At 42.7% G+C, this 22,677-nt stretch carries 13 protein-coding genes; 8 read left to right on the plus strand and 5 right to left on the minus strand.

Annotated features, from left to right (window positions below):
* Positions 1–20 precede the first annotated feature (20 nt).
* Entirely contained in the window at positions 21–1,517 is a 1,497-nt protein-coding gene (locus tag ACFSVN_RS13185; protein ID WP_390303677.1) for a DUF5723 family protein, read from the plus strand.
* Between the two features lie 362 nt (positions 1,518–1,879).
* On the opposite strand, the gene ACFSVN_RS13190 is transcribed toward ACFSVN_RS13185, so the two are convergent.
* From ACFSVN_RS13190 to ACFSVN_RS13210, 5 genes are read right to left on the minus strand one after another with little or no spacing between them, the layout of a single operon-like run.
* Positions 1,880–2,968, minus strand: coding sequence for an NAD(P)/FAD-dependent oxidoreductase (locus ACFSVN_RS13190; RefSeq protein WP_390303680.1), 1,089 nt, complete (start codon positions 2,966–2,968; stop codon positions 1,880–1,882).
* A 2-nt stretch (positions 2,969–2,970) separates the two neighbouring features.
* Entirely contained in the window at positions 2,971–3,585 is a 615-nt protein-coding gene (gene pncA, locus ACFSVN_RS13195) for a bifunctional nicotinamidase/pyrazinamidase (RefSeq protein ID WP_390303683.1), read from the minus strand.
* 4 nt (positions 3,586–3,589) lie between these two features.
* Entirely contained in the window at positions 3,590–4,987 is a 1,398-nt protein-coding gene (locus tag ACFSVN_RS13200; RefSeq protein WP_390303686.1) for a nicotinate phosphoribosyltransferase, read from the minus strand.
* A 54-nt stretch (positions 4,988–5,041) separates the two neighbouring features.
* A complete protein-coding gene (locus tag ACFSVN_RS13205; RefSeq protein ID WP_390303689.1) occupies positions 5,042–5,647 on the minus strand; it encodes a penicillin-binding protein activator LpoB in 606 nt (201 codons plus the stop codon).
* A 28-nt stretch (positions 5,648–5,675) separates the two neighbouring features.
* On the minus strand, positions 5,676–7,013 hold the full coding sequence (locus ACFSVN_RS13210; RefSeq protein WP_390303692.1) for a hypothetical protein: 1,338 nt from the start codon (positions 7,011–7,013) through the stop codon (positions 5,676–5,678).
* A gap of 59 nt (positions 7,014–7,072) precedes the next feature.
* On the opposite strand from ACFSVN_RS13210, the gene ACFSVN_RS13215 reads away from it, so the two are divergent.
* The 7 genes from ACFSVN_RS13215 to ACFSVN_RS13245 all read left to right on the plus strand — a co-directional run bounded on the left by ACFSVN_RS13215 (position 7,073) and on the right by ACFSVN_RS13245 (position 22,675).
* Positions 7,073–8,695, plus strand: a complete 1,623-nt coding sequence (locus ACFSVN_RS13215) for an Ig-like domain-containing protein (RefSeq protein ID WP_390303695.1) — start codon at positions 7,073–7,075, stop codon at positions 8,693–8,695.
* A 2-nt stretch (positions 8,696–8,697) separates the two neighbouring features.
* Positions 8,698–9,585, plus strand: coding sequence for a mechanosensitive ion channel family protein (locus tag ACFSVN_RS13220; RefSeq protein WP_390303698.1), 888 nt, complete (start codon positions 8,698–8,700; stop codon positions 9,583–9,585).
* A gap of 112 nt (positions 9,586–9,697) precedes the next feature.
* Positions 9,698–13,171, plus strand: coding sequence for a methylmalonyl-CoA mutase family protein (locus ACFSVN_RS13225; RefSeq protein ID WP_390303701.1), 3,474 nt, complete (start codon positions 9,698–9,700; stop codon positions 13,169–13,171).
* A 568-nt stretch (positions 13,172–13,739) separates the two neighbouring features.
* Positions 13,740–16,877 carry a glycoside hydrolase family 2 TIM barrel-domain containing protein gene (locus ACFSVN_RS13230; RefSeq protein ID WP_390303704.1) on the plus strand — a complete coding sequence of 1,046 codons (3,138 nt, stop codon included), beginning with the start codon at positions 13,740–13,742 and terminating at the stop codon, positions 16,875–16,877.
* Between the two features lie 24 nt (positions 16,878–16,901).
* Entirely contained in the window at positions 16,902–18,323 is a 1,422-nt protein-coding gene (locus tag ACFSVN_RS13235; RefSeq protein WP_390303707.1) for an Ig-like domain-containing protein, read from the plus strand.
* A 51-nt stretch (positions 18,324–18,374) separates the two neighbouring features.
* Positions 18,375–19,202, plus strand: coding sequence for a glycoside hydrolase family 16 protein (locus ACFSVN_RS13240; RefSeq protein WP_390303710.1), 828 nt, complete (start codon positions 18,375–18,377; stop codon positions 19,200–19,202).
* A gap of 59 nt (positions 19,203–19,261) precedes the next feature.
* A complete protein-coding gene (locus ACFSVN_RS13245) occupies positions 19,262–22,675 on the plus strand; it encodes a hypothetical protein (RefSeq protein WP_390303713.1) in 3,414 nt (1,137 codons plus the stop codon).
* The last annotated feature ends 2 nt before the right edge of the window (positions 22,676–22,677 follow it).

Below are 22,677 nucleotides of genomic sequence, written 5' to 3' on the forward strand. Positions count from 1 at the left end.
ATCTGGCTAATATAAATTTCATGAAAAAGAACATACTATTCCTCATTCTTATTTTTGGGGTTACAGCAACAACAGCGTTGGCACAATCACGTCATTTCAGTGCTCAATCTCTGGGAATGGGAGGCGGAGGAACCGCTTATATGGATGGATACAATGCCAACTTTATTAACCCGGCTAACCTGATGCTGGATATACATCGCCCACGAACTACCATTGGTTTTGCTAATTTGGGAGTAAGAGCAGGCGGTAGCTTGGCAAATATTGCGGTTTATAATGAATACCTGACTACAGGTCAGCTGATAGCCGGCGACACCAGAACCAACATGCTTAATGATTGGTTTGGCGGAAGTTCATTCAACAACCGACGAATGGCGGCCACCGTCAGTGTAACTCCTTTGGGAGTTTCTCACAGACGTTCAAAACAGGCCTTCAGTTTAGCTTCCAGGGTACGGGTTACGGAAGAGTTCTCCATTAATAAAGGAATGGCAGAATTATTGACCTATGGATTAGATGCAGATAAATTTTCTGATCCTACGCCCATCAACTTCAGCTCAAACACGGTAGCGTTTGCTGAGGTCTCTGTTGGGTATGCACGTCAAATATTGAGCCTTCCCGATCTCTTATTTGCAAAGGACGTTAAACTCTATGCCGGAATTGCACCGAAGTATTTGTACGGAATTTATACTGCCGACATGAACTTCAATTCTACCTTGCAAATGACCAGAGGTGATCAGTCGTCTCCATTTACCATCAATCATCAATTTAGCTACGGTTTGAAAACGATCGGCCTGCTTTCACAACAACTTCAGGAATATGATGCTGCTTATGAAGCTGATGAGGATGCTGATATTGGCGATTATGTAAAATATGAAGGGGATGATATCGGTGAAACACAAGCTACCGGTTTTGGTGTGGATATGGGAGCAACACTCGAAATGGATGTTTCTTCATTGCCTATACCATTATTTATGAATGCGAATAAAACCCTTCGCCTCTCTATGTCGATCACTGATCTTGGATCGCTAAGTTATGATCAGTCTGCATCAAATACTTATGCAGATGGAGAATTCTCCTATGAGGGTGCTAAAGATGAGGATTCATTTAGTGATTTCTTTGATAATCTTGCTGACAGCCTTCAAAATGATGTATATGGGAATTTTGACACCGAAGAGATAGATGACGTAAAATATAATTTACCATCCATGTATAATTTTGGAGCATCACTCGAGATGAACAAGCTTTTGCTTGCACTCGATTATGGGATAGGATTCAATAATAATGGGATCAACTCAAAGCGCAGCGTTCTTACATTAGGTGCTCAATACAGGTTTTTCGGCTTTCTTCCTATAAGAGTGGGCACCAAGATAGGAGGATATGCTTCAGCAGCTTATTCAGCAGGAATTGGGCTTGATTTTAACTTCCTGGAGCTTACTGTAGGTGCTTCTACTGTAGCTAATTCAGCGAATAATGGATCATCTGCCGGTGTAGCCTGGAGCGGACTCGTTCTTCGGTTCTGATCAGGTTTAGACATACTGAATTTTTAATTGCAGAGCTTGTTGCTCAGGAAATATTAAAATCCCCTGAACAATGAGCTTTGCTATTTATGAGATCCTTGGCTTGATCATTTCTTTGCCGTTAAGCTATGCCATGGCCCATGTAGCAATAAAATACTCATCCCCGAACTCGATCTGATGGATCACCCATCTGATCGATGGACCAGGCGCAGGATGCTGGTTTAGGATACAAACAAGTTGGTGCTTGAATCAAGCAAACGGTCAGATGGGCTTGGAGCCATCAGACCGTGCTTCAAAGGTTTTAATGAGGGTATTATCTTGAACTCATGTTAAACGAGAAAGGAGATGTTAAAGAAGCAGAGAAATTAAAAACGAGCAATTGACATTTGCTCGGGTAATAAACCACCATTGAGAATATGATCGGCGAGTAGTGAACTCAAATAATTCCCATACATCAAACCTTTCGAGCCTAATCCGGTGAACACGTGAACCTGTTTTAATTTTGGGTGGGTGCCAATAATGGGTTTTCGATTCGGCGTTGAGGCTCTTACTCCGGCCCATTGGTCTACAAGTACCGCATCTTTAAATAGAACCGGATAGACTTTCCCCAATCTCTGTATTAAATACTCAAAGCCATCTTTATCAGGTTCAGTATGCTCAAAATGATGTTCATAGGTACTGCCTGCTATGAATCGGGTCTTAGAAATGGAGGCAATGTACCCAAGGGCTGAAATGGAGTACTCAAAATCCCCGGCTTTGGGAGACTCAAAAACTGCTAACTGCCCTTTGATCTGATTAAGCGGTAAAGAATTACAGGGTTTCAAGGTCTTGGTCTCAGATCCGGTAGCACAGATCAGATGTTCCGCATACAATTTTTTACCTGCTATAGATATGCTGAAAGGAGATTCATCATAGTCTATTGAATAATCCGCATTTGTAAATAACTTCAATCCTTCCTTCTCAAGAAGATCGGCCTTACTTCGTAGATATAATTCTACGTTCACGGTAAGTCCTTTGGGAAGCCACATACCGCCATCCACACAATTTAGATCGGGATTGATAGAATGAATTTCATCTTTTTCAAGCCACTCACACCAACCTTCAGGCCAGTTATCGGGGTGAGCATTTTCCTTCATCCGGGAAGCCATTTTTTTATCCTGGGCAGGTCGTAAGATCCCGGTTTTCTTGTAGAATTGAACTGGTGTCTGTTTCTGAACATGATCAAGGTCAGCAGCAGTGGAAGTCAGGCAGGATTCCGCATTCCAAACGATAGTGCCATATCGTCCCGTTGCAGGGTTAACCATTCCAAGAGGGGTACCTGATGCGCCGGATGCAATATCTCCGGTGTCGATTAAACATACCGATACTCCCCGATCAAGTAACTCACCTGCAATAGAAAGCCCGGCTATACCTGCACCTAACACACAAAAGTCAAAATGAGAAGGAGAGGACACTATTATCCTGAGATTTGATTGGCATTCTTTAGATCTACACCGGCATCTTTCATCTCTTTTAAGGCAGAATCGACGGAGCCATCCATGTCAATTCCGCGCACAGCATCTTCTGCCAAAGTAACTTTATACCCAAGCTTGAGAGCATCAAGTACGGTCCATTTCACGCAGAAGTCAGTGGCCAGACCGGTGACAATAAGTTCTTCCACACCCCTTGCCTGAAAATATCCGTGCAAGCCGGTTACGGTATCATGGTCGTTCTCAAAAAAGGCAGAATAGGAATCGATCTCTTTTCTGAACCCTTTCCTGATGATGAGTTGTGAGGGCTTGGCTCTGAGGTCGGGATGAAATTCAGCACCTTGGGTACCCTGTATACAGTGATCCGGCCACAGAACCTGTTCCCCGTATTCCATCTCAATTGTGCTAAATGGTTCTTTATCGGAGTGATTGGAAGCAAAGGACCGGTGATCTTCGGGATGCCAGTCCTGCGTCTGTACAATACAGTCAAAATCATCCATCAGGTTGTTGATCGGTTTGATCACTTCATCACCACCGGGAACAGCCAGGGCTCCTCCGGGACAAAAATCATTTTGAACGTCAACGATCAGCAAAGCTTTCATAAAATTATGCGTTTTGTATTAGTTCGATCTTCAGTTCTCGTAGTTTCTTACTTAAACCCACTTTATACACATGGGGATTATCAAAGCGTTTATGCTCGTCATTTAGTTTCGAGAGCCTCATCCTGGCATATTCTGCACTTTCCTGAACCGTTGGAGGGTCGATCATTATTTCACCTTTATTTACCACGTTATGCAACAGCTCTTCACTTTCCAGCTCTGATACTATTGTAGAGCGATGTGCTATATAGGGATGATAGATAACAGAGGGATTCTCTTCATCATTTAGAGCAATGCCGTCACTGTAAAAAGAGCCATCTTCATTAAAATATCTAATGATTTTCTTTGAATCCGGAAGGGTAACTTTCTCTTCATTTTCTGAGATCTTAAGCGTAGGCTTTCCGTTGATAGAGCTAAGCTTATAGACTCCGTCAAGAGCGGGATCATCGTATGCCGTTACTAACTTCGTGCCTACTCCAAAAAGGTCGATAGGAGCACCTTGATCAAGTAAACTCTTGATCAAATGCTCATCCAGTTGATTGGAAGCGGCAATTTTTACGTATTCAAGGCCGGCATCGTCCATCATCTGCCGGCTTTTACGAGCAAAATATGCAAGGTCGCCACTGTCTAACCGGATCCCGACCAGTTTATGCCCTTTTTCTTCCAGCTCTTTTGCTACTTTGATCGCATTTGGGACTCCTTTTTTGAGCGTGCTGTATGTATCAACAAGGAGGATGGAGGAATCGGGATAATGTTCGGCATAGGTTCGGAAAGCGGTAAGCTCATCTTCAAAAGATTGTATCCAGGAATGAGCCATGGTTCCGTTTATGGGGATGTCATCCATTTTTCCAGCCAACACATTTGATGTCCCCTGAAAACCACCAATTACTGAGGCTTTAGAAGCCTGAAGCCCGCCAAGACCCTGAGCTCTTCGAAGCCCGAAGTCTACGACGGCATGATCTCCTGCAGCTTGTTTTATGCGGGAGGCTTTAGTGGCGATCAGAGAGGCAAAGTTCAAGGTGTTAAGAAGTACCGTTTCCAGGATCTGAGCTTCAACAATAGTTCCTTCAACTCTTAAAATAGGTTCATTCGGAAATACGATCTCGCCTTCTTTTACAGAATAGACAGACCCCTTGAATTCGAAATCCTTTAGGAAACTGAGAAATTCTTCTTTGAATCCCTGCGAACGTAAATACTCCAGTTCTTCGGGGTGAAAGCGGAAATACCGGATGATCTCGAGTAAGTCTCCGAGACCTGCAAAAACTACATAACCGCCATCGAAGGGAAGGCTGCGAAAGAAATAATCAAAACTTGCTGTTTGTTGGTGGCGCCCGGAAAGGAAATATCCCTGGGCCATGGTCAATTCGTAAAGGTCGGTGTAAAGCGCGGGTTTTTTTAAGATCATGAATGTAAAATAAAAAGGCTTTCTGAGAATCAGAAAGCCTAAAGAAAAAAAGATCTAACCTCTGTAATTCCTTCTTTCGATCAGTTTTTTGATCTTTTTATTCCCGATCCAGACCTTTTGATTGGTTTCAACATTAACCAGCTCCAGATTAACGGTATAAAAAACAGCCAAGGTACGCCGGTCAGGGGTTTCGTCAACAATAGAGCTTATGTTTCCAATGAGCATAAAGTCGGCGCCCAGTTCCTGAGCCATTTCTTTCATCGTTTCAAGAGAAGCAAATTCCTGTTGTTCAAGTCTTTCCTGACGAATGTCCTGTCTTTCATCACTGCTGGCTACAACATTTACAGAGCCGGAATTGACAAAGGCCCGCTCCATTTCTTTTGTGATAACTTCAGTATCGATGTGTTCCATGCTTTCATTTCGAACATTCCCAACGATCACAACCGGAGATTTTTGGTGTTGCCGGTTATGCTGATTGAGCCAAGGTTTGGTAAGTGCATCAGCGATCATTTCCTCTGACACCATACGTGCGTCAGTATCATTCCATCTGCCTGAAAGGTCAGTAGTTTCAGAAGGATTGATCCGGTTTACTTTACTTGTGGGTCGGCATCCTGATATCAGGAGTCCGAATAGGAGAGTGGATAGAATTGCGTATTTCATAGTGGTGATATTTGAAGTTTTATGATTTTTAATAAGAATAAATTGATTCAATGAGTCCCAGTCTGGTTTGGTCTGTAATCTCGATGGTTCTTTTTTCTGAATAAAGTATAGCCCCTGAAGCTGATAGATACTGTATCTCTATCTCGTTAACTCCAATTGGCAAGTTGATCACATTCATCCAGGCCTTGCCGGGCATGGTTTGCCATCCTCTGAGATCCGCTTTTTCTGTACTTTCCTGGCCGATTATCCCTAATACATCAACCAGGAATCCTAAGCCTTTGTTCTTTTTCCGGACCGAAGAAGCTGCGTAAGATGATCCCGCAGCCTTGAGCGTAGCCCTTAGCAACGAACGAGTATATATAATCGGGATCTTAGCTTTATAAACTTCAGCAGATACAGCGTCCATTTCTTCTATAAGCTCCATATCGTATGTTTGTAAAGAATCAGTTATGATACGAATGCTGCTTATCCTGGATCTATAAAGATCGATCTTGGGAAGTGAGAATTTTACATAGAAGCTATTATCATTATCTCCATCTAGCCAGAGCCTGAAGTCTTCTTGTTTCTTTATTGGAGCCTGTCCTGTAAATGCTGTAACTAAGACATTATAAGAATGGGGTTCTCTTATTTTTTCAAGATCATCAATATTTACAGGGGTTTTTTTACTGATTTCTTGTTGCTCCCTGAGTGCTTTGCCGAGCTTCTCAAATTCGATTCGCGAATCATCAGGTTTTCCTGTCTTTGCATATAAGATAGTTGCCAGATAATGGCTGAACGCGCTATTCTGAATATTCACTTCACCGGAATTCCAGTCAACCTTTCCCGTAGTATCTTCTCTGGCAAAGGCTTCGGCCAAACCTTTCAACCTTATATCCAGCTGTTCCATCTTAAAAGCCATTCTGCGGGTTTCAACCAGTGCGCCTTCCCAGTCATTTTGATGAACATAATTCAAACTTTTAAATGCGTTCAGGTAAATATCCTCATATGGTTCACCATCATAGACCAGGGTATTGTCATTCACTAACATGGCTTTAAAGCCCCGGCTTATACTTTTTGTGTAAGCATCATCTATCAATAATTCTGCATTATCAAAGAAAACACTGCTACTGTCAAAATTGCCGGCAAAGTGATGGATCAATCCGGCTTCGAGGTTTTTAAGTACGAGGTCTTTGGATTTGTATATTTCCTTATCCTCAAACTCTTGCAATAATTTTGAAGATTCTTGATAATTTCCTGAGACAAATGAAGAACGCAGGTCGTGCTGGGCATCATCAAGCACATAGGCATGGCAACCGGTAAGTAAAATTATTGCACCAATATAAAAGAGATGAAATCCGGCTTTATTTATGATTATCTTGGCACCCATTAAGAAATTTTGCCCCTTATTTCTAAGGTTTTATGAATTTTGAATTATAACCAATTTACGTGGAAATCAGACCTTTGTTATATCGCATTTTAGTGTTAGCTATTTCCGGATTTATGGTTTCCTGTGCTACTCCAATTGCACCAACCGGAGGCCCTTCAGATAATAAAGGACCTGTTTTGGAATTCACAGAACCGGAAACAGGCACAACGAATTTTGAAGGAAAAGTATTTGAGTTTCAGTTTGATGAGTATATAAACAGATCAACGGTGAGAGGAGCAATTACAGTTGAGCCTGATCTTGGTATTGAATACGATATTTCCTGGAAAAGGAAGAAGATGTTCATTGAATTTGAAGAACCTTTTCCGGATTCGACTACGATCATTATTAAACTGGGAACAGAGATCACAGATACCCGAAATAATAAAATCCCCAGCCCAATTACATTAGCCATCTCAACGGGAGATGAGATCGACAGCGGTGAGATATCCGGTAAGATACTTCTTGCTGAAAACGGCCGGGCTGCGGATGAGCAAAGAATTCTACTTTATCGTCAACCGGTTGACCTTAGCAAACGAGCAAACTATCAGGCACAAACAGATACTTCAGGCAGCTTTAGTTTTTCATATTTAGCTGAAGGAACTTATAAGGCATTGCTGGTAGATGACAGAAACCGGAATAAGATCTGGGACAGGGAAATTGAAGCAGCATATCCATTTTATGAGGAATTTATCAATTTAGAGAAAGATGGGAGTAAGACTCTGGATGTGATATATGCCGTGAGGAAAGATACCACAAAACCCGAACTGCAAGGAGTAGGGTTGTTTTCCCAGAATAGAATGAGGTTCAGGTTCAGTGAATCTATCCGGTTAACCGACAGTACATCAATACAAGTTTCTGACTCTTCAGGAAATGCATATTCTTCCGCTTTTCCGCTTTATGTTTCTCCGCGGGAGCGGTTCGTGCTGTTTGCCCAAAGTAGCGAACCGCTGTTGGAAGAAGTAGCATATAGCACAGAAATAAAAGGTATTACTGATATGGGAGGGAATGAACCGAGTTCTGCTAGTTTCAGCTTTACCGGAACATCACAGGAAGATACTACCATGCAGCGTATCATTTCAGTAAATGGTCAGAACGGACTATCACAAACCGACGAGTTTATAGTGACCTATGCAGCTCCCATTACTGAGCCTGAAATAACAGATTCAGTGGTGGTTATAGAGGGAGATGTGGATTTTGGGGATTGGCCTGAGATCTCGGTAGAAGAAAATAAACTTAAGATAGGTCCACAGCAGGAATGGATAGAAGGTATTAACTATCAGTTTTTGATCTGGAATCCGGTTACACAAAGAAGAAGTATGTATGAACCGGAAGTCTGGGACTCAACGGAATACGGTGAGATGGAGATAAACATTGAAAATGCGGATTCTTCTGATACATATTATGCGAGGATCCTGGGGCCAAATGGAATGGAAGTCGAATTTACCGGCTTTACAGTATCTACGATCATACCCGAACTTTCGCCTGTTTCCTATACGCTGATCCTTTTTAGGGATGAGAACGATAATCAGAAGTGGGATACAGGTTCTGTTTCTCCATACCAAAGTCCCGAAAAATATTATGTACAAAGAAGTATCAATGTTCAGGAAGGATTTATTTCTGAAGTTAATGTTACATTCGAATAATCATGAGTGAATTACTAAGCCCATATATAAGCGAAGTTTGGCACCTGCCCATTTTAATAGGCGGTATCATTTTAATGACCATTGTAGTGGCCTCAGTAACCACGAGGATCATCAATGTGATGATCAGGAAAAATCGTGAAATAGAAGATAATGCAGATGTCACGAATCTTGTTTTCTTCAAGCGTTCTGTTATTGTTCTTATTTATCTGACAGGTATTAGCTTTGCGATCTACATGATCCCACAGCTGCGGGTAATTGCAGCCTCATTGCTGGCCGGTGCCGGATTGTTTGCCATTGCCATAGGTTTTGCGTCTCAGGCTGCTTTAGCAAATGTGATCGGCGGATTGTTCATTGTCATGTTCAAACCCTATAAAATAGGTGATCGCATACAGGTTAGAACAGATCTGAGCGGGGTTGTGGAAGATATTAACCTTCGGCACACCGTAATTAGAAATTTTGAGAACAAACGCATTATCATCCCTAATTCCGTGATCAGCAATGAAGTGGTTGTCAATTCAAATTACGAAGACAACAAGATCTGTAAGTGGATCGATATGGGCATTAGTTACGATTCTGATATTGATCTTGCTAAGTCTATTATGAAAGATGAGATCCTGAAACACCCGCTTTTTGTGGATAACCGAACGGAAGAACAAATTGAAGAGGGAGAAGACATAGTACCCGTTCGGGTTATTATGATGGGTGAATCTTCCGTTAATTTACGTGCCTGGAGCTGGGCTGAAAATCCCCCTGATGCATTTGTAATGGGCTGTGACCTGCTTGAAAGCATTAAAAAGCGCTTCGATAAAGAAGGAATTGAAATCCCTTTCCCACACAGAACGTTGGTATATAAAAATCCCAAACCTGATTCTTCTGAAGAAATGCCGTAATTCTGAGTAGCAAGAATTTTCAAGGTTTAAAAACATCGTAAACGAACATCGATAATCCCTGTTCAAATCCTTATCTTGTGGAACCGCTTCCAAAACATCAAGAAATTTAATTATGTCGGTAGAAACGAAAAAAACATCTTCTAAAAAAGAATCTGCTTCTTCTAATAACAGGAATGCTGTTCAGGAACCGTATCAGTCAAAGCATAAGGTTCGCTTTGTAACGGCAGCCAGTCTGTTTGACGGTCATGATGCCAGTATCAACATTATGCGCCGTATTTTGCAGAGCAGCGGGGCAGAAGTGATCCATTTGGGACACAACCGCTCGGTACATGAGATCGTTAATTGCGCCATTCAGGAAGATGCCCAGGGTATTGCTATCAGTTCTTATCAGGGCGGGCATGTGGAGTATTTCAAATACATGATCGAGCTGTTGGAAGAACATGGAGCCGGACATATCAAAGTATTTGGCGGCGGCGGTGGTGTAATAGTTGGGGATGAAATTGAAGACCTCCATAATGCCGGGGTGACCCGTATTTTTTCTGTGGAAGATGGAAGCAAAATGGGCCTTCAGGGCATGATCAACTTCATGCTGAAAGAATGTGACTATGACCCGCTCTCGGTAGCAAAGCCCGATCATAAAAAAGTATTAAAGAAAGATACCATTGCATTAGCTCGTTCCCTCACGGCCATCGAAAATGAAAAAGAGGATATACTTTCCTACAAAGAGGGGAAATTACTGGACGGCAAAGGTAAAGAAATTGAGATCGGCTCAAAGACCATCCCGCTGGTTGGAATTACCGGGACTGGTGGAGCCGGAAAGAGCTCATTGACAGATGAACTTGTACGGCGCTTTTTAACCGAATTTGAAGACCTGACCATTGGTATCATTTCCGTAGATCCATCCAAGATCAAAACAGGTGGAGCATTACTTGGCGATCGCATTCGCATGAACAGCATTGATACTGAACGGGTATTTATGCGCAGTATGGCAACAAGAGCTTCCAACCGTGCTACAAGTAAGGGATTATTAGGTGCTATTGAATTGTATAAAGCCGCAGGATTTGATCTGATCGTTGTAGAAACATCCGGTATTGGTCAGAGTGGGACGGAGATCGTAGAATACACGGATATTCCGATGTATGTAATGACCAGCGAATATGGTGCTGCCACTCAGCTGGAGAAGATCAACATGCTGGATCTGGCCGAGTTGGTAGTTCTGAATAAATTTGAGAAAAAAGGCTCGCTGGATGCGCTCCGCGATATCCGCAAGCAGATGATCCGAAATACCGGTTCATGGCATGCCAAGCAGGAAGACATGCCGGTTTATCCAACCATTGCTGCTCAGTTCAATGATGAAGGGGTGAACCGTTTGTTCAAGGCATTAGTCGATAAGATCAATGACCGCTATGAAATTGGCTGGGAAACGAAGTTATATAATGATCCAAAGCCCGCCGAAGATATTCAGGCTCAGGCCATCATCCCCGGAAAAAGAGTGCGTTACCTTTCTGAGATATCTGAAACCGTTAGGGGGTACCACGAGTGGGTAGAGGAGCAAGTGGAAGTAGCCTCAAAATTAGATCATGTATCCGGAACCATCGATCAGCTCGAGAGCTGGAATCCCGATGAGAAAGAAGTGATGCAGGATAACCTTGCCAAGATGAGGGAGCACTGGCTTTCAAAGCTGGATGTACTTCCGAAACGAATTTTAGAAGGATGGGATGAATTGTATGAAGAATATCAGCAGGATGAATTTGAAGTTAAGATCCGCGATAAGGTATTCAAGAATAAACTGTTCCGGGAATCACTAAGTGGATTGAAGATCCCCAGAGTTGCTCTTCCCAAAACAAAGAGTAAGGGAGATCAGCTTAAATTTGCTCTGAAAGAAAATCTTCCGGGATATTTTCCATATACAGCCGGTGTATTTCCATTTAAACGGGAAGGGGAAGATCCCACCCGTATGTTTGCCGGAGAGGGAACTCCAGAGCGAACCAACAAGCGATTCCATTATGTTAGTGAAGGCATGCCTGCAGCCCGACTTTCAACAGCCTTTGATTCGGTAACATTATACGGGGAAGATCCCGGTTACCGCCCTGATATCTACGGTAAGATCGGAAATTCCGGGGTAAGCATCTGTACGCTGGATGACATGAAAAAACTGTACTCAGGATTCGAACTGACATCCCCGAAAACATCAGTATCCATGACCATCAACGGCCCGGCGCCGATGATCCTGGCAATGTTCATGAACACCGCCATCGATCAGGAAGTGGAGCGCTATCTCAAGAAAGAAGGAAAGTGGGAAGAGGCAAAGAAAAAGATCAAAGCCTATTTTAAAGATCGTGGAGTTAAACAACCTGAGTATACAGGTGAGATCCCTGAAGGTAGTGATGCATTTGGATTGTCTACCTTGGGAATTACCGGTGACAATCTTTTGCCGGAAGAAACCTATGAGAAGATCAAGGAAGAAACCCTTTCGGTAGTTCGGGGAACAGTTCAGGCGGATATCCTCAAAGAAGATCAGGCTCAAAATACCTGTATTTTTTCAACAGAATTTGCCCTCAAGATGATGGGGGATATTCAGACATATTTCACTGAACACAAGGTTCGAAATTATTACTCTGTTTCTATTTCAGGTTATCATATTGCAGAGGCAGGAGCGAACCCGATCACACAGGCTGCTTTTACCCTGGCCAATGGATTTACTTTTGTTGAATATTACCTGGCGCGCGGACTGGATGTGGATGATTTTGCCCATAACCTGTCGTTCTTCTTCAGTAATGGTCTTGATCCTGAATATGCAGTTATCGGTCGCGTAGCCCGACGTATTTGGGCTGTAGCGATGAAGAACAAGTATGAAGGCAGCAAGCGATCCCAGAAGCTGAAATACCATATTCAAACGAGTGGACGTTCATTGCATGCTCAGGAAATTCAGTTCAACGATATTCGTACCACGCTGCAGGCCTTGTTAGCCATTTATGACAACTGTAACTCACTGCATACCAATGCTTATGATGAGGCTATCACGACTCCGACCGAGGAATCGGTACGCCGGGCTCTTGCCATTCAGATGATCATCAACAAAGAGATGGGGACGGCGAAAAATGAGAATATCAATCAGGGTTCTTATTTCATCGATGAGCTAACCGACCTGGTAGAGGAAGCCATCCTAACTGAGTTCGACCGTATCACCGAGCGTGGTGGTGTGCTGGGCGCGATGGAAAGCATGTATCAGCGGGGTAAGATCCAGGATGAGTCGTTATACTATGAATCTAAAAAGCATTCCGGCGAGCTGCCTATTATTGGAGTGAATACCTTTCAGAAAGAAGGGGAAGGAGAAGAGGGAGATAAAGAGATCGACCTCATTCGTTCAACCGAGGAAGAAAAACGTCAGCAGATCGAGAACCTTGAGCAGTTCTGGAAACGCAACGAGAAAGATGCCGATAAAGCTATTGAGCGACTTAAAGAAGTAGCCCGGAACAACGGCAATCTGTTTGAAGAACTTATGGAAACCGTTAAAGTTGCTTCCCTGGGGCAGATCTCCCATGCACTTTATGAAGTAGGCGGGCAGTATCGTCGTAATATGTGATCACTTATTAACCGGATTTCGGCATTAAGCAGATTGCCACTATCATTTTTCCAGTGTTGAGTGAATCGGAGACTGAAAAGTTTTAGACTTAGGGAGTCTCTGATTTCCAATGCGGGCAACTCATTCTATTCAAATCAAAACCTGGTACCCATGCTGCAAGTCGGAGACCAGCCAGGCCTCTTAAATAATTGCTCGTTCAGTATTTATGGTTGGATAGCATTTTTTGTTGGTATTGAGACTTAAGAGATCTTTTGCACAAAACTTTCTGATTCTTTGGTAACAGCTCTAAAAAAAAGGCCCATCCTTCATTTCTACCTTTAAAAAGTATATACACGCTGATTTTTTTCAAAATATAATCGTGTATAACATTTCCTTCGCATTCCCATCATAGATCACCTGAAAGGGCTTTTTTAGCCCGTAAAAGCGCTTTTATTTGCAGTGTATATACATTGTAAATATTGATATTCGAACGCATCCCTATTAATGTCGCTTCAGTTAATGTAATTGGATCACTTGTTGGACTAATTTGATTAAGCACACGAAAGTATAAGCCAAAAATAGCATAGATATGAAAAAGCCCATCTTTTTACTCCTCATATTACTGTGTATTTCCACAGCAGTACAGGGCCAATCAGAACAAGTAACCGTTGAGAAAACCCAGTCGGGCTGGGTCTTACTTGTCGATGGCGAACCCAAAGTTATTAATGGTATGAACTGGGATTATTTTCCCCGGGGAACAAATTACGCATACAGTTTGTGGGATCAATCTCCTGAATTCATTCAGCAGGCTCTGGATGATGAAATGGCACTACTGAAGAATATGGGAGTGAATGCGATCCGTGTTTATACCGGAATACCCAAAAGGTGGATCACCTATATATACGAGAATTACGGTATCTATACGATGCTTAACCATTCTTTTGGTCGCTATGGATTGACCATTGAAGGAGGCTGGATGGCCAATACAGAATATTCAGATCCACGTGTTAAAGAGCTATTAATCAGTGAAGTTACAGAACTTGCTGAAGAGTACAAGGACACCCCGGGACTGCTTCTCTATTTATTAGGAAATGAAAATAACTACGGATTATTCTGGGGCGGAGCCGAAACAGAAGATATCCCCATTGAAGATCGACAATCAACCATTCGAGCTCGTGCGATGTATGAGCTGTTCAATGAAGCTGCTGTTGAAATGAAGGAGATCGATGACAGCAGGCCTATTGCCATGGCAAATGGTGATCTGCTATTTATGGACTTAGTAGCTGAACTGGTACCTGATATGGATATTTTTGGGACCAATACCTATAGAGGCATGACTTTCACAGATCTATATGAGAGGGTTGAAAATGAATATGGAAAACCTGTTTTACTCACTGAATTTGGCTCTGATGCTTTCAATGCTCAAACTTTGCAAGAAGCCCAGGGAGCACAAGCCAGATATTTATTCAGCAACTGGAAGGAAATTTACAGGAATGCTGCAGGTATGGGTGGTACCGACAACTCCATTGGCGGGTTCACGTTTCAGTTCAGTGACGGATGGTGGAAGTTTGGGCAGACTGAGGGCCTGAATACCCATGATACCAATGCATCATGGGAAAACGGCGGATATGAATTTGACCATGTTGCCGGTGAAAATAATATGAATGAAGAGTGGTTTGGGATCATGAGAAAAGGTCCAACCGATCTTGCCGGATTTTATGACCTGTATCCCAGAGCTGCTTACTATATGTTGAAAGAGGTACACCAGTTTGATCCCTACGAAGAAAACATAGGTTCTGAGGATCTTGAGAGCCATTTTTCAAATATTTCTATTATTGATGCTGAATTACGGGCAAGTTCAGGTGGCGGGCAATCAGAGGGCAGCTCTGACTTAATTAGCTTAAGCAGGTTTTCAGCCAGTTTTGAGACTTTCAATACCGGAGGAAGTTTGATCACCACTCCGGAAGAAGCTGACCGTAATGAAACTATGTATCCCAATGCTCAGGGATTTGATCATCTTCAGTCTTTCTTTATAGGGGTAGAGGCTAAACCTGCTCCTAATATGAGAGCTGAGGTAGTTACCAATATCCTTGGTAACGTTGCAGAAAACCCGATCGATGAGATCTTCTATGAGAACCGTGGCAGAGCGGTAGAGCTCATGGGGCAGAATGAAAACATTACCGTTGAGTCACTGAACAGGGTAGATATTTACAGTGCCAGTTACTCATGGAATCAGGAATATTTTAATCTGGAAGGGTTCTATCGTACCGGGCATTATCACTGGGGATACGAAGGTGATTTCTTTGGATTGTACCCGGAAGCTAATTACGGTGAGCAGATCGACATCTATAACGGAACGGCCCCTTTTGGATTTGAAGCAGAGGGTAAGAAGATGTTCGATGGATTTAAGCTCGCCTTTGGTCCACAGTTATGGTGGGGAGCCAACCCGGCTGTATTATTGAAGTATTCTACGAACGTTGGACAAACTGAATTAACCGGTATCTATCATGAAGACATCGAAAGGCAAGGTTTAACGGGAAGTTCATTTGCTATTCCTCAGCCAAAGACCAGGAGAGTAACACTGGCAGCAGGCCGTGACTTTGGTAATTTCGGAGTTCAACTGGGCGGGATCTGGGCAGGAGAGCCTTTGAATGGACGAAACTTTCAGTTGGTGCGAGAGCAGTCGGATGGCAGCTACAATTTATATGAAGATCAGATCAGCTCGCAAGATAACTGGGGTGGAAAGGTTAAGCTGACCTATGAAAGCGGAACGTTCAACTGGTATGCGCAGTCTGCTATAATGGGACTTGTAGCCAATGGTGGAGCCGATCAAACCATGACCTTCACCGGGTGGAGGCTCAAAGACAGCGGCAGCGGAAACCAATACAATATCTTATCAGGATTTACCTATCAATTTGGGAACCTTCAGGTCGCTCCAAATTTCCTATGGCAGAAACCGATCGAAGGTCCAATTCCTGCTGATGTAGAAGCTCCGGGCAGACCACGTAATATTCTCGAAGATCCTTTTGTTGTGGGTGGAAATCGTGAACAGATATCCGGTGAGATACTACTAACCTACGACCCAACTCCCGGTACATATATGTATGAGTGGAACAACGACATGGCTGAAGACGCCCGCTTTGCAATGAGTTTAGGATTTGTGTTCAGACATTTGAAAACTACCCGGGATGCTGCGATCGGAATTCTGCCTGACGGACGAACATTCTTCCCGTTTCCGGGAGCACCACCGGCTGAAGATCTTTGGGAAGTACACACAAGGATCGTTTCCAAGTTAAACAGGGATCTGGGTCTTATCGCAAACCTATATGGGGGAGATGCACAGGCAAACGGAAGTGATCCAAGACTGATCAGTCGTTACGGGGGGGATGTACGCATGATCTACAAGAAAATGAAGCTCAGTAGTTTTGTTAAAGTGAACGATTGGGGTCCATACGATTACCATCGAGATTTCAACCTGACTTTCCCATTGCAGCTAATGGCAGATATTTCAACGGATCTTGGAAAGCCGGATTGGTTTGATCTGCCTTCTACACGAATTGGAGTCAGAGGTACCTGGAGATCACTGAATCAATATTCACCAAGGTATGCACCAACTTATGTTATGGATCCTAGCGGTGAAATGGTTCCTGATCCTACAGCTCCCGGTTTTGACAATGGGACTGAATGGGAATTCAGAACATACATTCAAATTGATATTACGAACTAAGAAGAGGCTAGAAACATGAAAAGAATGGCTTTAATAAATACCACACGTACGATACTGGCAGGTTTGCTACTCATGTTCATAGTACAAGGTTGTGAACGTTCTGTAGACGGCCTTGAAGAACCGGGTTTTACAGAGAATCCAGATGTTTTCATAGATGGATTTAGTTCCGGTTTAGAATACTATCCATTTGAAGGATCCCGACTGGATGCCTTCAGTGTGGATAATGACAACACATATGATAATTCAAACCTTGCCATGCGCTTTGATGTGCCCAATGTGGGAGATCCTCTTGGGACGTACGCCGGTGCCATTTTTAGAGATGAAAATGGGGGGCGTGATCTGACTTCCTATAACGCTCTTACTTTCTATGCTAAAGGGACAATAGCAGGAACGATAAATGAAATAGGATTTGGTCAGGATTTCTTAGGCAATGAATATGCTGTAACATTGAACAACCTGAAGCTTACGACTAATTGGGAGAAATATGTGATCCCGATTCCTAATGCTTCCGTTTTGACATCCTCTCAAGGTTTATTTTGGTATGCTGAAGGACCTGAAGACGGTGATGGTTACTCATTTTGGGTTGATGAATTGAAATACGAGAACCTCTCCGGTTTAGCACAGCCCAGACCGGCAATCAACAATGGAAATGATGAGACTCAGACTAGTTTTATCGGGTCAAGCATTCAGCTGCCGGGCCTTACATTTACAATAAATCAGGCTAATGGTGTAGACGTAACAGTAGGTGCAGCCCCGGCTTATTTTACATTCAGTTCTTCAGAACCGGGTGTAGCAACTGTCAATGAAAATGGTTTAGTGTCAGTAGTGGGAGAGGGCACTACAGAAATTACAGCTACCCTCAATGGTGTAGAGGCGAATGGATCTTTGACCATCGAATCCATTGGTAACTTCACGCCGGCTCCAACACCATCAGAATCTCCGGATGATGTGATCTCTATTTTCAGTGATGCATACGATAATGTACCGGTCGATTTCTACAATGGATTCTATGCACCATTCCAGACAACAACCTCTAATGACTTTACTGTCAACGGAAATAGCGTGCTTAATTACGAGAACTTCAACTTTGTGGGGATCGAGTTCAATCAAAATGTACCTACCATTGATGGAAGTAATATGACGAATCTCAGCGTGGACATTTATCTGCCAAACGCTGTACCACCAGGATCTGCCTTTGCAGTTAATTTAAGGGATTATGGTGCTGATGATTCATTTGGTGGTGGCGATGATTCCACAGCACGAATAAATATTACACCCGGAACGAACCCTGCTTTGGTTTCTGGACAGTGGATCAACATAGATCTTGATATTTCCGGTATGACCAACCGTTCAAATTTAGGTCAGATCGTTTTTGATGATGATCAAGGGAAGGCATTAGACGGAGCTACGATCTATGTAGATAACATATACTTATATAACGAATAAAGTATTCCAGAGCTATCCAGCTCAACGTGTAAAATTAACACAACAGGTTTTATGAAAAGATACACTCAATCAATGTTGATACTGACTCTTCTGATCTCCTTTACTGTGGCATGCGACAGTAATAATGAACCGGAAGAAAGCTATACAACTATTGTGTGGCAAGATGAGTTCGAACAGGATGGAAGTCCTGATTCGGAACTATGGTCCAATGATATCGGCACCGGAGTAGAGATTTTCGGGCAGCCTGGTTGGGGTAATAACGAACTACAGTATTACACTGACCGCCCTGAAAATATCAAGGTCGAAGACGGCATGCTCGAGATCACGGCTAGAAAAGAACCCTTCAATGGGTCAAACTATACCTCAGCCAAAATACTGACACGAGGTAAATTTGAGAGTACCTACGGACGATATGAAGCTCGCATTATGCTGCCGTTTGGACGAGGGATCTGGCCGGCATTCTGGTTACTTGGTGATGACTCGGGTGGAACGGTTAGCTGGCCGCAAATTGGTGAGATCGACATCATGGAATACCGCGGACAAGAACCAACAATTGTCCATGGATCTGTTCACGGTCCCGGTTATTCAGCCGGCAATGCGGTCACAGACAGGTATCAGTTAACCAATGGCAGGTTCGATACTGAATTTCATGTATTTGCTATCGAGTGGGGGCCTGATTTCATCAAATACTATCTGGATGATACGCTTTACAACGAAATCACTCCTGAGGATGTAGGAGGGGAATGGGTTTTCAACGACAACTCCTTTTATATCATTTTGAATGTAGCCGTAGGGGGATCATTTGTTGGTTCACCTACTGATGCAACCCCTTTTCCACAAACCATGCTTGTGGACTACGTCAGAGTTTATGAAGAGTAAGCTGGAAACAACTAGCGTAACAAAATTTAAATACTAAACAAGAAGTACTTCAATTTATCGTGTCAATTACCCTCAAGGAAATACAAAATGAAGACTGGTTCAAGATCTCAGATTTTGACGAACTGAGACCTTTTTTCATGAGCATTGTAAGTGATTCCAATCACTGGATGTTTATTTCAAGTAATGGTGGCCTAACAGCCGGACGAAAGAATGCAGAATATGCACTCTTTCCTTATTACACGGAGGACAAGATCACAGAATTGGCGCATACCACCGGAAGTAGAACGATCTTCCAGGTTTCAAAGGGTAATGATACTCTTATCTGGGAACCGTTTACTGAAAGACATACCGGTCGCTTTGAGATCACCCGAAACTTATATAAGAACCGTTTCGGAAATAAGATCATGTTTGAGGAGATCAATCATGATCTTGGCTTGAAATTTAGCTATCAGTGGAATTCGAGTAATTTGTATGGCTTCGTCAAGAAGTCCGAATTGACCAGCTTAACGGATCAGCCTAAGGATGTAACCCTGCTCGATGGCATTCAGAACATAATGCCATATGGTGTAAGCAGTGATCTTCAAATGAGATCCAGTAACCTGGTGGATGCTTATAAGAGAAACGAGCTTGAAAAAGGGTCGGGTCTAGGTATTTTTGCCCTGAGCGCAATCATAGTTGATAAAGCCGAACCCAGTGAAGCGCTAAAGGCCAACGTAGCATGGTCACTGGGACTTGATAACCCAACGTATCTTCTTTCCTCATTACAACTTGATCAGTTTAGAAATAAAGAACCTCTTAAAGAAGAAACGGATATAAAAGGAGAGAAAGGCGCCTATTTCGTAACCAAAGATCTCAACCTGGAGGGCGGTTCAAGGACTAGTTGGGCTATTATTGCGAATGTTAATCAGAATCAAGCTCAGGTTATTGAATTGAGCAGTGCTATACATTCTGACAATAACCTTTGGGAAAAAGTTGAGAAGGATATTTTCAGGGGCACAAATAAATTACTGGAATTGGTTGCAGGTGCAGATGGTATCCAGCTTAGCAACGATAAATTACAAGATGCACGTCATTATTCTAACACGCTTTTCAACATTATGAGAGGAGGCACCTTCGATCATAATTATAAGATCGAAAAGGGTGATTTTTCCAAATATCTTCAAAATGCCAGCAAGAAAGTTTATCAAAACAACCAAGAGTTTATAAATAAACTTGACGACCATTTTGAAAAAAGAGAATTGGATAAGCTGTTAGAAGGATCTGATGATACAGATCTGATCCGTCTTGGTAAAGAATACCTTCCTCTAAAATTCAGTCGTCGCCACGGAGATCCCAGTCGCCCATGGAATAAGTTCTCCATTAACACCAACAGTGAAGTGGACGGGTCAAAGATCCTGGATTATGAAGGCAACTGGAGAGATATCTTCCAGAACTGGGAAGCGCTTGTTCATTCCTATCCTGGGTTTATTGAGGGCATGATATATAAATTTTTAAATGCCTCAACCTTCGATGGATATAATCCATATAGGGTAACAAAAGGTGGATTTGACTGGGAAACCATTGAACCTGACGATCCATGGTCTTACATCGGGTATTGGGGCGATCATCAGATCATTTACCTGCTCAAGTTTCTGGAATTTTATGAAAGTCATGGAAAGGCTGGATTAACTGAACTGTTTGAAAAGGATCAGTTTGTATATGCCAATGTTCCATACCGCATTAAATCGTATGAGGACATAGCCCATGATCCCAAGGATACCATTGAGTTTGATGAGGAATCAGACGCTGATATTCGCCAAAAAGTGGACGAGAAAGGTGCTGATGGCGCATTGCTTGGCAGTGCCCATAATGAGATACACCACGTTAATTTTGTGGAGAAGATCCTTGCTACGGTGCTTGCAAAAGTTTCCAATTTTGTTCCCGAAGCAGGAATATGGATGAACACACAACGACCGGAGTGGAATGATGCGAATAACGCTTTAGTGGGCAATGGCGTATCGATGGTAACACTCTACTATTTACATCGGTTTCTGAAGTTTCTGAAACCGGTAGTAAATGGCCTCCCTCAAAATGATATCAAAGTATCTGAAGAACTCAAGATCATGTTTGAGGGAATCATAAAGGTGCTTAAAGAATATGAAAACCTTCTGTCAGGAGATATCAATGACAACCAAAGAAAAGTCATAACAGAAAGATTGGGGAAAGCCGGTAGTGATTACAGAGCGAAGATCTACAAAAACGGCTTCAGTGGTAAGCGATCAGCTGTCTCATTGGATGAGGTCTCCGGTTTCATTTCAATGACCCTGAGTTATCTGGAACACTCTATTAGGGCCAACAAGAGGGAAGATGACCTATACCACGCTTATAATCTTATGAGCTTCTCGAAAAATGGTATAAGCATTTCAAACCTGGATGAAATGCTGGAAGGACAGGTTGCCGTCTTAAGCGCAAATTACTTGTCATCAGAGGAATCCCTAAAGGTACTTAATGCTTTGAGAAACAGTGCGCTGTATAGAGAGGATCAGCAAAGCTACATATTGTATCCAAACAAAGATCTCCCCGGTTTCCTTAAGAAAAATAACATCCCTGAGAAGCTTGTAAAGAAGTCAGAGTTACTAAGGAAGATGATAGAAAATGGAGATCAAACAATTATAAATCAGGATGTTGAGGGAGGCTATCATTTCAATGGAAACTTTAAGAACGCAAGAGATCTTAAGAAGGCCTTAAATGAGTTGCAGTCCGGGGCTTACGAAGACCTCGCAAAAAAGGAGGAGCAGCTTCTCCTGAATATATTTGAAGAGGTATTTGATCACAAAGCATTCACGGGTCGTTCCGGGACTTTCTTTGGCTATGAAGGCCTGGGGTCTATCTACTGGCATATGGTTTCAAAATTGTACTTAGCTGTTGAGGAAGTTTGTAAACGTGCTGCAACGGCCAAGGCTGATACGAATATTCAACAAAAACTCGCCAAACATTTCGATGAAATAGGAGAGGGAATTGGTATTCATAAATCTCCTGAGGTTTATGGGGCTTTTCCAACTGACCCGTACTCACACACTCCAAGTCATAGAGGTGCCCAACAACCTGGAATGACAGGACAGGTCAAAGAGGATATTCTTGTTAGAATTGGAGAGCTGGGGCTAGAGATTGAAAACGGAGTGTTGAATTTCAATCCAACACTGCTGAAAGCAGAGGAATTCACAAAAAATGAGCAAACCCTGAAGTTGGTATCTCTTAATAAAGAGAAGTATGAGTTGAATATTCCTGATAATGCATTGGCATTTACTTGCTGTCAGGTACCGGTTATTTATAGGACCGCTGAATCTGAAACTGTTGAAGTGATCCATAAAGATGGCACATCAAGAACCTTTAATCAGCCAAAACTTGACGAAGAAACAACCGACCACATTTTTCAGAGAACGGGTGTGGTAACAAGAATCAATGTCTCACTCAATAAAGAAAAACTTCGGTAACC

Source organism: Gracilimonas halophila, assembly GCF_042684365.1.
GTDB classification, from domain to species: domain Bacteria; phylum Bacteroidota; class Rhodothermia; order Balneolales; family Balneolaceae; genus Gracilimonas; species Gracilimonas halophila.